The organism is Thermostilla marina (assembly GCF_054657455.1).
The window spans coordinates 4,160,536-4,176,174 of record NZ_BAAHYR010000001.1; the positions used below are offsets into that span (position 1 = coordinate 4,160,536).

At 60.6% G+C, this 15,639-nt stretch carries 11 protein-coding genes; 2 read left to right on the forward strand and 9 right to left on the reverse strand.

Going from position 1 to position 15,639, the window contains the following annotated elements; genetic code table 11:
- Positions 1-147: 147 nt before the first annotated feature.
- The 3 genes from ACYQ2I_RS15050 to ACYQ2I_RS15060 all read right to left on the reverse strand — a co-directional run bounded on the left by ACYQ2I_RS15050 (position 148) and on the right by ACYQ2I_RS15060 (position 1,623).
- A complete protein-coding gene (locus ACYQ2I_RS15050) occupies positions 148-774 on the reverse strand; it encodes an SIS domain-containing protein (protein ID WP_460167849.1) in 627 nt (208 codons plus the stop codon).
- Between the two features lie 199 nt (positions 775-973).
- The gene (locus ACYQ2I_RS15055) at positions 974-1,318 is read right to left on the reverse strand and encodes a histidine triad nucleotide-binding protein (RefSeq protein ID WP_460167850.1); all 345 of its coding nucleotides are present in this window, start codon (positions 1,316-1,318) and stop codon (positions 974-976) included.
- A 29-nt stretch (positions 1,319-1,347) separates the two neighbouring features.
- The gene (locus ACYQ2I_RS15060; RefSeq protein ID WP_460167851.1) at positions 1,348-1,623 is read right to left on the reverse strand and encodes a Trm112 family protein; all 276 of its coding nucleotides are present in this window, start codon (positions 1,621-1,623) and stop codon (positions 1,348-1,350) included.
- Between the two features lie 222 nt (positions 1,624-1,845).
- Between ACYQ2I_RS15060 and ACYQ2I_RS15065 the strand changes: the two genes are divergently transcribed.
- Positions 1,846-3,159, forward strand: a complete 1,314-nt coding sequence (locus ACYQ2I_RS15065; RefSeq protein WP_460167852.1) for an SGNH/GDSL hydrolase family protein — start codon at positions 1,846-1,848, stop codon at positions 3,157-3,159.
- A gap of 71 nt (positions 3,160-3,230) precedes the next feature.
- Here ACYQ2I_RS15065 and trpC read toward each other — a convergent pair whose 3' ends face one another.
- The 4 genes from trpC to folK form a co-directional block, all read right to left on the reverse strand.
- Positions 3,231-4,040 (reverse strand): indole-3-glycerol phosphate synthase TrpC, encoded by an 810-nt coding sequence (gene trpC / locus ACYQ2I_RS15070; RefSeq protein WP_460167853.1) that lies wholly within the window; start codon positions 4,038-4,040, stop codon positions 3,231-3,233.
- Positions 4,041-4,074: 34 nt separating this feature from the next.
- Positions 4,075-5,445, reverse strand: coding sequence for a prolipoprotein diacylglyceryl transferase family protein (locus ACYQ2I_RS15075; RefSeq protein ID WP_460167854.1), 1,371 nt, complete (start codon positions 5,443-5,445; stop codon positions 4,075-4,077).
- Positions 5,446-5,497: 52 nt separating this feature from the next.
- Positions 5,498-6,364, reverse strand: a complete 867-nt coding sequence (gene panC / locus ACYQ2I_RS15080; RefSeq protein WP_460167855.1) for a pantoate--beta-alanine ligase — start codon at positions 6,362-6,364, stop codon at positions 5,498-5,500.
- 71 nt (positions 6,365-6,435) lie between these two features.
- Positions 6,436-7,347, reverse strand: coding sequence for a 2-amino-4-hydroxy-6-hydroxymethyldihydropteridine diphosphokinase (gene folK / locus ACYQ2I_RS15085; RefSeq protein ID WP_460167856.1), 912 nt, complete (start codon positions 7,345-7,347; stop codon positions 6,436-6,438).
- A 262-nt stretch (positions 7,348-7,609) separates the two neighbouring features.
- Here folK and aroB point away from each other — a divergent pair, with 262 nt between their 5' ends.
- The gene (gene aroB, locus ACYQ2I_RS15090; protein WP_460167857.1) at positions 7,610-8,713 is read left to right on the forward strand and encodes a 3-dehydroquinate synthase; all 1,104 of its coding nucleotides are present in this window, start codon (positions 7,610-7,612) and stop codon (positions 8,711-8,713) included.
- 133 nt (positions 8,714-8,846) lie between these two features.
- On the opposite strand, the gene ACYQ2I_RS15095 is transcribed toward aroB, so the two are convergent.
- Both ACYQ2I_RS15095 and ACYQ2I_RS15100 read right to left on the reverse strand, forming a co-directional pair.
- Positions 8,847-12,719, reverse strand: coding sequence for a type II secretion system protein GspD (locus ACYQ2I_RS15095; RefSeq protein WP_460167858.1), 3,873 nt, complete (start codon positions 12,717-12,719; stop codon positions 8,847-8,849).
- Between the two features lie 685 nt (positions 12,720-13,404).
- Positions 13,405-15,561 (reverse strand): hypothetical protein, encoded by a 2,157-nt coding sequence (locus tag ACYQ2I_RS15100; protein WP_460167859.1) that lies wholly within the window; start codon positions 15,559-15,561, stop codon positions 13,405-13,407.
- Between the last annotated feature and the right edge of the window lie 78 nt (positions 15,562-15,639).

Here is a 15,639-nt window from a genome sequence, read left to right on the forward strand (position 1 = left end):
CTTACGAATGCTATCCCATTTACCCGAGTCGAACAAGATCGAACGGTTTCTCACCGCCGAATCGTCACCACCAGGCTCCAAACCAGCGATTCTGCGCAAACTAGACAAAGTAGAGCCGATGAGAAGCGGACAGCGCTCGCAGCGTTCTCAGCTTACGCACGCCTGATCGGCTTCGTAACGCCCCGTTTTGTACACCCGCGCATATAAGTCGTCGACGACCCAGTGGAACACGCACCCGTGCAAGGCCTCGACCATGCCGGTATCGGCCACGGCGACATGCAAACCGTCGTGTGCCAATTGTTTGAGTTTTCCACCGTCGTAGCCGGTCATGCCGTATGTGAACATCCCGTGCCGATTGGCCCAATCGACGGCCGTCAACACATTGCGGCTGTTTCCCGAGCAACTGATGGCGATCAGCACGTCGCCCTCGCCGGCATACGAAGCGAGCTGCTGGACGAAGATCTGATCGTAGCCCATGTCGTTGCCCAGGGCTGTGATCCAACCGACGTTGTCGGTCAAGCTCATGATCTTCAGCCGCTTGATGCAATCGGCTTGCAAATCCGCCTCTTTGAAGGCGCTCTTTCCCAGATCTTCGGCGATGTGTGAGGCGTTCGTTGCCGAGCCGCCGTTCCCACAAATAAAGATGAAACGACCTTGTTCGTAAGCCTCGAAAAGCTTCTCCGACAGCCGTTCGACCGCGCCGAGGTTGATCTTTGCGAGTTCGTCGCCGATTCGTTTCAGGTAGTCGGGCAGGTCGAGTTGAACGCCGAGCATCGGTCCCTCTCCTTGCTGGTATGGTGCGGTCGTGTGTCCTCGCGGAACAACCCAGCCGAGGCGCATCTTGCGTGCGGTTCGGTTTACCGCAGGCTTTCGACAAAATCAAGCGCATTGCACACCGCAAGCAGGCAATGCCGGCATTGCAGGCATGTGCCGGACTGCTGCGCATCGAACGAGCATCCGGCCGTTCTCCTCCTCAGCCCGGCGGCCACCCGAAGCCGCGACCGGCCAACACGTGGAAATGCAGGTGCATCACCTCTTGGCCGGCGTCACGGCCGTTGTTCGTCACCACACGGTAGCCTTTTTCCAGTCCTTCCTGCGCGGCAATCTTCTTGATCGCCAGAAAGATTCGCCCCAAGATCTCGACGTCTTCATCGCGCATGTCGTCGACGTTGACGATCTCTTTCTTGGGGATCACGATCAGATGGACCGGTGCCTGCGGATTGATGTCGCGAAACGCCAGACACCAATCGTCTTCGTACACGATGTCCGCCGGAATCTCGCGATCGATAATCTTCTTGAAGACGGTCTTTTCACTCATCGTCTTTTCCTCCTCACCGGAATGCCCCATCAAGTTCGGTCGCGCAGCGCCGGTTGATCCAGCGGAATACCCTTGGGTATCAACAGCACGGGAATCGACTCACGGACGGGATACGCGACGCGGCCGTCCTCGCGGACCAACGCCCCTTGAAGGGGTTCGTTTACCTTGTCTCCGGCCCGATTGACCAGCGTGCCCGCCCGAACGGCTTCGTTCAGCTTTGCGACGAGTTCATCGTCGGCCACGGCAAGGGACGCGTGCGTTTCGGGACACGCCAACAGGTCGATGATTTCTCGAATCGATTGCATGACCGATCGTCCCCGCAAAGGTTTCCGAAGGTAGTTGAGCAGGTCCTCCCGCTCCCGACTTACCCATACGGTACCGCGTTCTCCGACGGAGGGAAAGTCTCGCCCGCCGCCGTGCTTGCGCGTGTAGAAGCAACTATAATCGAGTTTCGTCTCGACAGTCGACGAAGTTGTGTCGTCGCCGGCTCGGTCAACAAACGGTTCGACATCCGGGAGAGAAACGACATGGCCCTCCGCATTTCTCGACGAGCGGTATTGCGGTTTGGTATCGGGATCGCCGTCATTGCGATCGTCGCGTGCGTCCGCCCGGTCGCGGCACCCGCGAATGATGCCTTCCTGCGCGGCAACGAGCGCATCATCTTTTTCGGCGACAGCATCACCCAGGCGGGCCACTACGTGGTGTACGTCGACGCCTTCTTGGCAACACGATTTCCCGACGCCCGCTTCGACGTAATCAACCACGGTATCTCGAGCGAGACGATCTCGGGAACGAGCGAACCGGATCATGAACCGCGACGTCCCGATGCAAAACGTCGCTTCGATCGCGACATCGCCGACTGGAATCCCGACGTGGTCGTAGCCTGCTTCGGGATGAACGACGGCAATTATTTTCCGTTCGACGAAGAGCGGTTCGCGCTGTATCAAAAAGGGGTCGCCTGGCTGGCGAAAAAGACGGCCGATTGCGGGGCCCGCTTGGTTCTCGTCACACCACCACCGTACGATCCTTACCGCCGTCGCGTCGGCAATCCCGAGGCGGTGACCTACGGCTACAAATTTCCCGCGGTGGATTACGACGAAACCCTCACGCGTTACAGCGAATGGTTGCTGCAATTTGCGGCGGAACGCAACCTGACCGCAGCGGACGTTCACACGGCCCTTACCCGCCATCTTGAAATTCGTCGTCGAGAACGCGTGAGCTTTTATCTGTCGCCCGACGCCGTCCATCCCAATCCGACCGGGCATTGGCTCATGGCGCAAACAATCCTCGAGGCGTGGAAGGTCCCGGGGGTTGTGTCCACCGCGGAGGTCGACGCCGCAGCGAAGGCAACCCCTTCCGAAAACGTATCGAATCTCGAGTGCCGGAATCGCACAGTGGCCTTCACCTGGACGACACCTCTGCCCATGCCGAAAGATCCGCGATGGGATGCCGAATCGTTGGCGGTCGAACGGTTTGCCGAACGATTCAACCGGCAAACGCTGACCGTTCGAGGCCTTCCGGCGGGCACCTACACACTCGTCGCCGACGACACTCCTTGCGGCACCTTCGATGCTGCACAGTTGGCCGCCGGAATCAATGTTTCGGAAATCGAGGCCTTTCCGACGACGAAGAAGGCCGCGGACGTCCTCGGATTGCTTCAACAAAAGCACGCCCGTGTGTACCAAGCGTGGAGAAAGAGCTTCACCGATCCGTTCAACGGCCGGCCCGGCGACGGCGGTGTCGAATTGAAAGCGGCCTTGAAAGAAGCGGCCGAGATCGATTCGCAAGTCCACGCCCTGTGCCGTCCGCAAGCGGTGGCCATTCGCATCGAGCCGAACTGAACGCGGACGGTTCGCCCGGCGTCGCTGTTCGCCGGTCACGCGAACAATCGGAGCTCCCGCATCGGTCGTGATCAGCCGTCGGCCGAGTGCGGCTCGGGCGTTCGGCCGAGCAGACGGTCGACGGCGGCGCCGATATCTTCTTCACGCATCAGGCTTTCGCCGACGAGCATGGCCTGCACACCGGCTTGTTGCAGTCGGCATACGTCGGCGTACGACGCGATCCCGCTTTCGGCGACGACCGCCCGATCGGCCGGAATCTCACGGCGCAGGTGAATCGTGTGTTCGATATCGACCTCGAAGGTGTGCAGGTTACGGTTGTTGATGCCGATCAATCGGGCGCCGCAATCGACGACACGTTCCACGTTGGCCGGATCGTACAATTCGACCAGGGCGGTCATTCCGAGTTCGCGAATCAAGCCGTACAGCGAGGAAAGCGATTCGTCGTCGAGACACTCGGCAATCAGCAAAACGGCGTCGGCCCCGTACGCGCGAGCTTCCCACACCTGGTACGGGTCGAGGATGAAATCCTTCCGCAATACGGGAATCCCGACCGCCTGCTTGACCCATTTCAGGTATTCGAGATGTCCCTGGAAGAACGACTCGTCGGTTAGCACGCTGATACACGCAGCCCCGTGTGCCTCGTACGTGCGGGCGATTTCGACCGGGCGAAACTCTTCTCGAATGACTCCCTTGGAAGGGCTCGCTTTCTTGACCTCGGCGATCAAGGCGACCTCGCCCGGCCGATGGACGGCAGCGAAAAAGTCGCGCGCGGCCGGTGCCTGCTCCGCCGCTCGCTTCAAGTCTTCCAAGGGGGCAAAGGTCTTTGCCCGCTCGATCTCGAGGCGTTTCTTTTCGGTAATTCGGTCCAAAATGGTGCTCATCACAGAAGCCGACTCCCCGCAAACCTTTTCAAGATCACTCGTCAGCGACCGCCTTTTCGTCGTCGCGACGAGGATAGGTGACACCGATCGGACGACGCCACAGTACGAACCACAGGCATGTCACGCCGCACAGAATCAAAACGCTGACCGTTTGCGAGATCGACAAGCCGGCCACGATCCCCGGCTCGTCCGTCCGGATGATCTCGAGAACGAATCGCGTGATCGGATACAGCGTCATCAGTACGGCAAACAACTCGCCGTCCCGTTTCCGAAACGGCTCGTAGGCAAGCAAAAAGAAGAATAGCAGGAAGGCATTGATGCTGCTGTACAACTGTGTGGGATGGATCGGCCTCGAATGATCCGGAACGGCGGTATGCCCGGCCCAACGATAGGTGTTCCCCTCGACCGTTACGATCCGGATCGTTTTCGCAGGGGTCGACGAATACCCCAGCGAATGGATAGCAACCACGATCGGAGCCACATCCAATCGCGGATCCGCCAGTCGCACACCGTTGATTTCCACCGGATGCTCACCCGGCTTTACACCGGCCTTCTCGGCAGGCGAGTCGGGAACGACGGCCGAAATGACGGGTAAGCCGTCCGTCCGCTTCGGATCCGGTCGCAGCATCATGCCTTGAATCGGCAGCAGTCCGTTTTCGACCTGATGGACGAATGCCGGAGATTCGGGGGGAAAGCGAACCGCCCACGGCAATTCGCACGCGCCGCCGAAACAACAACCGTTCAGAAAACAGCCGATTCGTCCGATTGCCAGGCCCAACACTAAACTTGGAGCAATCAAATCGAGCACCGGCAACAGAGGTAATCGACGCCGAAAGATGTAATACGCGATTCCTCCGATTCCCCCGATCAGCGAGCCGTAAACGACCAGCCCTCCCTTGGGCACGTTGATCACGGCCAACACGGCAGGCACCAGTCCTTGCTCGCGTAGAATCGGTGCGTAATCGACCGACCAATATTCGATCACATGGAACGCGCGGGCACCGACGATCCCCGGAACGATACCCCACAACGCCAACTCGAAAATAGCGTCGGGATCGATTCCCCAACGCTTGGCACGATACATGGCCAAGCCGACGGAACTCAGTACGGCCAGCAGCAACATGGTGCCGTACCCGCGAATCGGCAATCCGCGAGGTGCCCCCGGCAACGGCATGCCGTGCCGAGTGATCGGCACGCACAAATTGGGAAGCACGAAATAGATTACCGCGCCCAAGACGACAAACAACGCCGCGTATCCGGCCGTCTCACCATTCCAACCGCGTCGCACGAACTGGTATCCGACGACGATCACGCCCGCCAGTGCGCACACGGCCAACAGCAGTCCCGCCCCGAAAACGGGCATCCCCCACAGGCGTTCCGGTATGTAGAACAATGTCTGCAACATGCGGGCATCAAGATCCTTTTCTTGGCCGCGAGCGCCGCTCGCGAAAGCCGAATCAGCCTTTCGGCGGCGTCAAGCGTGCATTGTCGATCAGTCGCGTATCGCCGATGCGTACCGCCAACAATGCTTGCACCGGCCGCTCGACGCGAGGAACCGACTCGAAGGTTTCGGGATCGACGATCGCCACGTAGTCGATGCGGGCACTCGGCGCCGACCGAATGTGACGCTCCATTTCGGCGATGATCTGCGCCGCGTCGGTTTCGCCCCGAGCAACCATATCGCCGGCCAGCTTCAAGGCTTGAGAAAGCACCAACGCCTCGCGGCGCTGCCGGGCGTCGAGATACTGATTTCGCGAACTCATGGCCAGGCCGTCGGGTTCGCGCACGATCGGACATCCGCGAATCTCGACCGGCAAATTCAAGTCGACGGTCATCCGCCGCACGACGGCCAGTTGTTGATAATCTTTCTCGCCGAAGTAAGCAATATCAGGTTCCACCATGGTAAACAACTTGAGCACGACCGTCGCCACTCCGCGGAAATGTCCCGGCCGGCAAGCTCCCTCCCACGGTTCGGCTATCTTGCCGACGGTCACCCACGTGTCGAATCCTTCGGGATACATCTCGTCGTCACCGGGCGCGAACACCCAATCGACGCCCAACGGCGTGAGAAGCTCGATATCCCGGGGCAGTGTTCGCGGGTACCGATCGAAGTCTTCTCCTCTGCCGAATTGCGTGGGATTGACGTAGATGGAAACCACGGTGGCATCACACTCGGTCGTCGACGCCCGCACAAGACTCAAATGCCCTTCGTGCAGCGCCCCCATCGTAGGCACGAACCCAACCTTCTTCCCTTCCGATTTCGCTTGCCGCACGCGGCGGCGTAACTCGGCGATCGTATCGATCAGTTCGGGCGTTTTCGTCATGGCCTGCTCTCGAATCGGAAGATGTTCACATTTTCGGATCGGACGACGTCGCCGGGAAAACGGCCTGTCTGTCATCGCATCGATGCCGCAGCAGCGACGATTTCTTCCACCCAATCGGCGATATCGTCATCGCGCCTTTCCGGCAAGACCAAGATCGGGGCAACCGTCCGATATCGTTGTACTATATAGGAAATTCGCGAAGCCCGCGTCCAGTGCCGGGAATTACGGACGCCGTCCGAGGCCTGGGGGACATGGTTATGTTCCAATGCTCTACGTTCCTCAAGGCAATACAACGGATTCGGCGTCGCCGGACCGACCACGTACAGGTTGGGACGGCGGACTGTGCCATCGGTGCGGGTTTCTTCCGGTGTGCGGTTCGAACCACCCACGGCATCCAGCGAGCAAACCTCGACTTCGGCGGAATCGCCGATCCGCTTCACCAGCCGTTTCTCGAAAGCATCTCTTCGCTCGCGGGTCGATTCAACGGTGTCGCCCCACACGACGATCTTGGGCCGACAGGCATCGTCGATCCGGCGCTTCAACTCGGCGACGCTCAGCTCAAAAATGGGATGTACCATGCCCGGGGCAACTTCGGCCGCGGGATCCAGCACGAACCGGCGCCACGCCATCCTCGGATGCGGCACGATCAGCCCGGGTTCATCCAGAACGCGATCGCCGTACAAAATCAGGTCCAAATCGAGCGTCCGCGGTCCCCAGCGTTCGAGCCGCTCGCGTCCGAAACGTCGCTCGATCACCTGCAATCGATCGAGGACGACACGCGGCTCTAGCGATGTGTCTCCCACCATTGCTGCGTTGACGAACGGTCCTTGCCCTTCGGGGCCACCTATCGGCGGGGTCCGATGCAATCGGCTCGCGGCATAGTCGGAAACCTGGCAATCTTGCGCAATCTGGGAAATCGCCTTTTGGACGATTTGAGACGAATCGCCGAGATTGCTACCCAACGCAATGAGGACGTTTGCCATCAATCCGATTTATGTCGTGCTGCCGACTTCGAAGAACAACGCCCACCGTCAACACCGAAGCTCGGCGACAACTTTCAGTATCGCGATCGCGTCATTCTGCTACAAGGGCGATCCCCCCCGCTCGGGGACGCATTCAGGCGTCCGTCGCGTTTCCCGTCATTGGTGGTACAATAGTCGTTCACCCACGCTGAATACGTACATCCTGCCGCCTGTCACCCCCTGGTTATGGGGACGCGAAAATCCAAGCACAGGAGTCTTGTCGGTGTCGGACGCATTCGAAACCGTGCATGTAGCCCTTGGACCGGCCAGTTACGACATCCGAATCGGCTCGGGAACCTTGCCCGAGACCGCCGCCTATCTGCGGGAACAGGGCGTGACTCACTCGGTGATCATCACCGACGACAACGTCATGGATCCCCACGGCCAGAACGTCGCCGAGCACATCATCGATGCAGGCATCGATGTCTCGGTCATGGTGGTTCCGGCCGGTGAGGTCTCGAAGTCGATCGACATGGCGAACACGCTTTGGCAGGAGATGCTCCGCGAGGGCACCGACCGCAAAAGCGTGGTCGTGGCGGTCGGAGGAGGCGTCGTGGGCGACCTGGCGGGATTCGTCGCGGCCACGTTCGCTCGCGGGATTCGCTTTCTCCAGGTTCCTACCTCGCTGTTGGCCCAGGTCGACAGTTCCGTCGGGGGCAAGGTCGGCATCAATTTGGCCGAAGCGAAAAACATGGTCGGTGCGTTCCTCCAGCCGATGCGAGTGCAAATCGACATCGACACGTTGTCGACGCTGCCGCCTCGCGAGTACATCTCGGGGCTGGGAGAGGTCGTCAAGTACGGCGTCATCCTCGACGAGGCCCTGTTTGCCGACCTCGAAGCGAACGTGGCGGGCTTGCTGGATCACGATCCGGACGTTTTGCGACGGATCGTCGCCCGTTGCTGCCGCCTGAAGGCCGACGTCGTCGAGGCCGACGAAAAAGAAACGAGCGGTCGCCGGGCGATCTTGAACTACGGTCACACGTTTGCCCACGCCGTCGAGACGTTGGCCGGTTACGGGGAGTTGCTTCACGGCGAGGCGGTCGCCATCGGCATGCGCTGTGCCGCCGAGTTGGCGGTCGAACTCGGCATGTTCGATGCTGAATCGGCCGCACGACAGCAGAAACTGCTGGAAGCTTTGAGACTGCCCACGTCGTTGCCGGCGTCCCTCAACGATCCCGACGCCGCCTACGAATGCATGCGGCACGACAAAAAGGTACAACACGGCAGGCTGCGTTTGATCTTGCCGACGCGGATCGGCGAGGTCGTCGCCCGTGACGATGTCGACGAGGCCGTGATCAAAGACGTGTGGGCGCGTTGCGTCGGATGAGATCGTTCCCCCCGCCCCGCCCATTCCGCGGCATGATCGACCGGCGGCGGCCCAAGAATGACGAAAATGCCGTCGCCGAGAAATCCCGACGACGGCATTCGTGAAGGAGTCCATCCTTCGGTCCGGAAAGGAGTTACGGAGCGATTCCGAGCTTTTCTTCTTCCTCTTCCTGGATGATGATCCGCGGCGTGACGGTCATCATCAAGCTTTGGGTTTCACGGCCCACACCGACGTTCTTGAACAGCCGATTGACGTAGGGGATCTTATCAAGGATCGGAACCCCGGCCTCGGATCGCCCTTCGCTCAACCGCTTGATACCGCCGAGCAGGACCGTGCCGCCGTCAGGCACGCTGACGGTCGTGTTGACGGTCATCGAGGCGAAGGTCGGTTGTTGCACCGTGGTACCCTCGCGGACGACCGTTCGCGAGTTCGCGTTCGACGTGTTGTCGTTCGGCTCGTCGGGATTGCCCGTCGCCGACGTGCTTTCGGTCGTCGTCTCGGAGCCCACGAAGGTGAACTCGTTGACGTCGCCGATCGTGCTGAAGAACGGGACGACCGTCAGCCGCACAAAACGTCGGTCTTCGGAAACGACCGCCTGCACGGTGAGGAACGTCCCTTCGGAGAGGACGACGATCACCGGTTCCTGGGCGGCGGCAAAGTCGCCGACGATCGGCCGCACGCTGGTCACGAACGGACTTTGCGATTGGTCGGCGATCGTGGCCAACTGACCGTTGTACAACGTAACCTTGGGAGCCTGGAGGACGTTCGACCGTCGGTCGGCTTGCGCCGCTTCGATGAAGAAGAACGCCTCGATTTCGCTCAGGATGGCGAACCCGATTTGGGCACCCGCAGTCGGATCGTACCCGCCGAACTGCGGGACGGCCAAGGCAAAGCTGCCTTGTCGGAACGGGATGTCCAGGTCGGCCGAGAACGTATTCGGAGCACTCATACCGACGGTGATGTTCTTCCCTTGGTCCAGGTCATGGATGTTCCGTACCGGCGGGCTGTCGGGATCGGCAGGATCGCCGGGATCGACAATCTGCCCCCATTGAACGCCGCGGCGGCCGTCGATCTTGTCGTCGATGTCGAAGTCGAAGTCGACACCGATCCGTTCGAAGAAATTGTCGTTGAGCGTGATGAACCGCACCTCGACGGTGACCTGCAAGTCGTGCATCCGTCGCAACTGCTCAAGCAGGTCGGCGATTTCTTCGTGAACCTCTTGCGTGTTGCTCACGACCAGGCTGAGGTTCGTGGGGAACGGCTGGATGGAGCCCGTGCCGCCCAAGGCGTCCCACGACGTGGGTGCGATCGTGCTCTGAATGAGACTGATCAACGAGTCGAAGTCGGCCAACGCGGCACCGCCCTGGGCGCCCGCACCCTGCATGGGCGGAATGGCGGGTGTACCCGATCCCGGCGGAATGCTGGAGGACATTTGGGCCAGCACGGCCGGGTTGATCACGCCCGAGCCGGCCACGCCGTTGCCGGCCAACACGGTCGTGCCCGGCGTCACTCCGGCGACGCCCGAACGTCCGTCGATCCGGCGATAGGCCGTGTCCATGGCGGCTTCCAGTCCTCGCGACTCGTACCCGTTGAAGTTCGGAATCGGCGTCACGAGGTCGGCCACCGAGTAGACCTCGACATATATCTCGTTGTCGCAGTACTGCTTACTGGTGATCTTGAGGACGTCGTCCTTGATCACGTAGGAGAGGTTCAGCGGTTCGAGAATCAGGTTCAAGGCACTTCGCAGCGACACGGGCCGGACCAACGAGATGCTCACCGGCACGTCGGTCGAAACGCCTTCGGCAGCCAACCCTTGCGGATCGAGATGGATGTTCAGGTCGTGCAACTTCGCCATGAAGTCGATCACGTTCACCAACGGTGTGTTATCGAAGTCGAGCATGACCTGACTGTCGAGTTTCTTCTCGATCTCCAATTCCTGCTCCGACATACGCCGATTGGTACGTTCCATCTGCTTGCGGCGGGCGGCCGTCAAGCTCTCCCATTCGACCGCATTCGGCATCACGTAAGGCGTCGAATCATCGAACGGAGTCGAGGCACGATCCACCGATGCCAACGCGTCGAGGAACCCCTGCTCCTTTTGAGCTTTCAGCTCCTGGTTCGACGCATACTGTCGAATAAAGCGGGCGTTGAGCACCAACTGCGAAGTCACCGGGTTGTCGGGATACATTTCGGCCGCACGTTTGGCGATCACTTCGGCCTCGGCGAACCGCTGTTCCCGCATCAACTGGTTATACTCGTTCACCATATCGGCGAGCTTTTGATCGATTTCGATTTTCGCCTTTTGCTCTTCGGCGATCTCGGCTTCGATCCGTCGGTTCTTTTCCAGCAATTCCAGTTTCGGCGCGTTTTGCGCGATGTACTGCTGAAGCTCGCTGATGCGCTTGTCGACTCGACGTAAGAGTTGATCGCGGTTGTCGGAATCGAGTCCCGACGTTGTGATCTTATTGCGGAAGTCCTGGAGAATCTGCACGGCACGCTTCGGATCCTTGTCGCGCAGGCTCATGGCCGTGGCTTCCTGGTGCGCCAGGTCGGCCACCATTTGCCGCACCAGCAGGTCGAGCTGGGCTTGGGGATCCAATCCGGCGTCACCGCCGCCGTATCCACCCGGTTGCGTGTAGGCGGTGGGGCGGGCCGTGTGCTGCGTCAGGTAATCCTGCACGCGCTGGGCCGTTACGGGATCCAGCTCGTTGCGGTACGCCATCGCTTGCCGGAAGAGCCGCAAGGCGCTTGCCTCGTCGCCTCGGCGGATGGCGTCTTCGGCCTGACGGACCAGCGTCATTCCCATACCCATCGGTTGTTGTGCGCCGGCCAGGCGATTCCAGGTCGGATCGTTGTTCGGATTGTAAACGGCCGGAGCGGCTTGACCTGCTTGCGGATACATGCCGCCAGCCGGAACGACCTGTTGCGCGGCGGCGGGAACGACACCCGAAGCGGCCTTCGCCCGCTGAATATCGTTCCACACCAGGCTAGGCCGATCCTCGTTGGGCCCGAATGCCGACTCGGGAACGTTCATCGACATCGCTTGCCCGGCCAACACTTCGGCAGTCGTCACATCGCCCTGGGCCATCGCCGCACGAGCTTGCCGGACCAAACGTGCCACCGTTTGCTTACGGCCGTCGGTTTCGGCAACAGCGGTGTTGCCGGAACGTTCCTGACGAATCCGCTGCAACAACGATTCGGGTTTGATCTCGAAGGCGCTGAAGGTGACGTTCTGCTGCTGAGCAAGCAACGCGAGCCGTTCGGCCTCGTCGAGGTCGCCCCAACGGAGCAAGCCGTCGGCTTGTTCCAGGAGGACCTTCGCGTACAAGCGACGATACGCCTCGGTTCCGCCCTTGGTCGCCTTGTCGGCGGTCAGCTTTTCATAAGCGTCGATCAAAGCGGTGACGCGTTCGGGCGAATCGTCGTAGCGGCCGTATTGAAGTCCCAGTGACTTGACCTGCTCGACATACTTACGGGCCGTCCGCACGTCTCCGACCGCCAAGGCCCGGCGAGCCTCGAGCAGCCAGCGATCGCTGTTCGCCCGCTTGGCGGCATCACCCGCGGCGCCCGGTGGGGTTACGGGACGCACCTGGCCGACCGGTGGAAGCGGTGTGACTCCTCCGGCGGAATCGAAAGGCGTGGCGTCGGGCACCTTCGGTTCGTTCTTGAAGCCCGAGAGCAGTCGATTCAGGCCGCTTCCGCTGCGGGCCTGTTCGATCGCTCGCCGCACCTTCGCCGGCGTATCGCCGAGGTACACCGGCGGATACGCGACACCCAAGGCTTCGGCCTCGCGAACCAGGCGTTCGGCGCCATCCAAATCGTTTTCGGCGATGGCCTGCCGTGCCCGAGCCAACAAGTCGTCCGATCGCTGTCGCAACTGGTCGGGCGCTTGCCCTTGGTTGCCGGTGCTTCCTGGAACGACTTGAGCGTTCAATTGGGAAGCGACCAGCAGCACCCCCACACCGACCGCGATCACGCTGGTGAGGATTCGTGCAGTCGTCTTCAACCCGTTTCTCCTTTCGAGACTCGCAGGACTCCGTTCCATGCCTCGCAGAGAGCTTCCACTCGCACGTGGTTCCGGTAACGTTTGTCGAAATAACGGCATCGTGGTATCGCCTCCATGCGATCACCCGGCGTCGATTGCCTACGCGCACTTGCAGCGCAGGTTCGGCGCACAGCCAAGCGTTTTTTCCGACGCTTTGTCGGCCTTATCCATCGTGAGCGGGATAAATAGCGATTGCCGCATACGCGGTCAAGGGCAATTCTTCCCGCTTTCGATTTTTGATGCACCGGTCTCGAAGACGTCGCCGGTCGTCCTTCTCTTCGTCCGTCGGTCGGGAGGACGAACGCGGCCCGAACCGCCGATCAACGGCGGACTGAGGCCTGCTTTTTCGCCCTTTCGATCGCTTCGACGACGGGAATTCACGACCCTATGCCTCCTAATACCGGTTCATAGGCGGGGGAATAGTGCAAAAGAACCACGGCTGCGTCAATGCCGGTTTTACAGAATTCTCGATCGCAATCGGCATCGTCGTGCAAACACGGCCCGTTCATCGTCAAACGACGCTGCAACGGCGTGCCCGCTTACCGTGGAACCATCAAAAAACGCGCGTGCGTTTCACGGTGAAACACACGCGCGTCGGTCGTTTTTTCATCGACGGCTTCGAATCGCCGATCGCCCCGCGGAACGATCAATATCCTTCGGGGTATTCCTCTTCGCCTTCCCCGTAAGACCCGTACGCACCGTACGGTGAGGCCGTCTTTTCTTCGGTAAATTCTTTGTATTTTTCTTCGTCGTCGACTTCACGTCGCACAACCAAATTGCCGTCGGGATCCATCAAGAGGATTTCTCCCGGTGCGGCTTGACGTGTCGGCGTCGGATCGCCGCCCAAGACATCGACGATCAACATGTTCGTGATGTAGTCGATGTCTTCCTCTTCTTCTTTGGGAGCCGCCGGACCGTAAGGACTGCCGGGAGGTCCGCTACCGTAGGGCGAACCTTCGCTTTCCTCCCCGTAATACTCGCTACCGTATTCCTCACCGTAAGGACTCGCCGGGCGTCTCGGTTTGCGTTCACGCCGAACGGGTTGCGACTTCTTTACCTCATCGGCCAGGAAATTGACCACCGTTCCTCGATCGAGATCGGCGAATTCATGGAAGGCCGTCGAGCCGTCCTCGGGATCGAAGACGGTCACACCGACGGTCGCCTTCGGGCCGCTGAACGGAATGCGTCCCGGCTTGGCGGCACCGGCAAGTATGTCGGCATCGTAAGGCACGGCAATCGGCGGCGACGGATCGCTCCACTCGGTTTCGAGCCACTTCTTCTCGGCCAACGATTCGTCTTCCAAGAATCGCGGATCGACATTCGCGTTCGGATTCACCAGGTAAAGCTTCACGCGATAGCGATACTTGCGTCCCGGTTCGACCTTGTAATCGACGAAACGGAACAACTTGTATTTGACTTGCATCGCGGCAACGGCTGCGCTCGGGCCGTATCCGCCGCCGTATCCTCCGGAACCGTACCCGCTCCCGTATTCGCTTTCGCCCTCGTATTCTCCTTCACCCATGCCGTAGCCGGGATAACCGGGATATCCGCTGCCGCTGCCATAGCCGGGATATCCGGGATAGCCGCTACCGGGATATCCGCCGGCACCGGGCAGCCCCGGCATTCCGGGCGCCGGAGTCGCCAACGGTCCTTCCGGAATTTCCGGCAACTCGGGTTCGGCAGGTTCCGTTTCTTCCCCTTCGGCTCCCGGCTGTCCCGGCGGCATCGGACCTTCAGGCCCGTACCCGGGATACCCCGGATAACCGTAGGCCCCCATCGCTCGCGGTTTCATGAAGGGGATTTCAGGCTCGTGCGCCACTTCGGGCCCCCATTCCGCACCGACCAACTGACGCAACGGCCACGTGATGGGTACCTGTCCCCGTGGAACCATGTATTCCCGCGGGACATACGGGGTGGAAGTCGCCGTGTACAGGCTTTCTTCAAACGCCCGTTGGTTCGTATTGATTCGTTCCCATTGCAGACTGTCGGCCGGCGCGTTCGGGTCGGTCACCAGCGCCCGCTCGACGGCCACGTAGAGATATTGCGGCATTTCCGTCTGCGTTTGACCGGTTGGCCCATAGCCGGGATAACCGCCGGAACCGTATTCACCCTCTCCCTCGTATCCGCCTTCGTAGCCTCCGCCATACGGAGAAGCCGAGGTACCGGAACGACTTCCCATCGCGTTCTCGAATGTTTCGCGATACGCTTCGAGCTGTTTTTCCCAGTCGATCAAACCGGTGAGAACGACGTAGCGGACGCCCTCGGTCTGCTGTCCGGCAACTCCCATACCGCCATAGCCCGGATAGCCTTCGTAGGCCTCTTCGCCGTAGCCTTCTTCGCCGCCGGTGTACTCTTCCTCTCCTCCGGCATACCCTGGAGGGCCGCTCATTGCGCCGGTCGGCGTTTTTCGTCGCTGCGGAACAGCGGCGTGTCCCCCCTTGCCTTGCAGGTCGAGCACCGGATAGACGGTCGGTTCGCCGCGTTTCTTCTTCGGCTGAAACAGCGGTGCCTCAAACGGTTTTACCAGGGTGTATTTACCCTGGGTGACCTCTTCGTTGATTCCCACGGCGTACTGGGAATAGCGGTACACCTGCCGCGTGGGTTGGGCCGGTGTGCTGTTGATGTTGCTGTCCGCCTGCGAGGCCAACGAGGCCAGCGAGTCGGGCGAAACCTCGACGTCTGCTCGGCCCATGAATGCCATCACCACGAAAGCGATGCAGACGATAACCCCGATTCCGACGGCAGCGTAATCGCCGATCCGCGGACCGGTACTCGGCAGGCCTCCGACATCCCCTTGTGCCATGATCATTCTCCCGCGCTATGCTCTCGAATCGGCTCTCGACGAAAGTGCGTTTCCGGCCGCGATTCGCAGGTGTCGCTT

What these genes read in the sequence shown, in the direction of transcription:
- ACYQ2I_RS15075 (WP_460167854.1), bottom strand. Translation starts at nt 5,445, where the DNA reads ATGTTGCAGACATTGTTCTACATACCGGAACGCCTGTGGGGGATGCCC.
- ACYQ2I_RS15055 (WP_460167850.1), bottom strand. Translation starts at nt 1,318, where the DNA reads ATGAGTGAAAAGACCGTCTTCAAGAAGATTATCGATCGCGAGATTCCG.
- ACYQ2I_RS15050 (WP_460167849.1), bottom strand. Translation starts at nt 774, where the DNA reads ATGCTCGGCGTTCAACTCGACCTGCCCGACTACCTGAAACGAATCGGC.
- folK (WP_460167856.1), bottom strand. Translation starts at nt 7,347, where the DNA reads ATGGCAAACGTCCTCATTGCGTTGGGTAGCAATCTCGGCGATTCGTCT.
- ACYQ2I_RS15100 (WP_460167859.1), bottom strand. Translation starts at nt 15,561, where the DNA reads ATGGCACAAGGGGATGTCGGAGGCCTGCCGAGTACCGGTCCGCGGATC.
- ACYQ2I_RS15060 (WP_460167851.1), bottom strand. Translation starts at nt 1,623, where the DNA reads ATGCAATCGATTCGAGAAATCATCGACCTGTTGGCGTGTCCCGAAACG.
- ACYQ2I_RS15065 (WP_460167852.1), top strand. Translation starts at nt 1,846, where the DNA reads ATGGCCCTCCGCATTTCTCGACGAGCGGTATTGCGGTTTGGTATCGGG.
- trpC (WP_460167853.1), bottom strand. Translation starts at nt 4,040, where the DNA reads ATGAGCACCATTTTGGACCGAATTACCGAAAAGAAACGCCTCGAGATC.
- panC (WP_460167855.1), bottom strand. Translation starts at nt 6,364, where the DNA reads ATGACGAAAACGCCCGAACTGATCGATACGATCGCCGAGTTACGCCGC.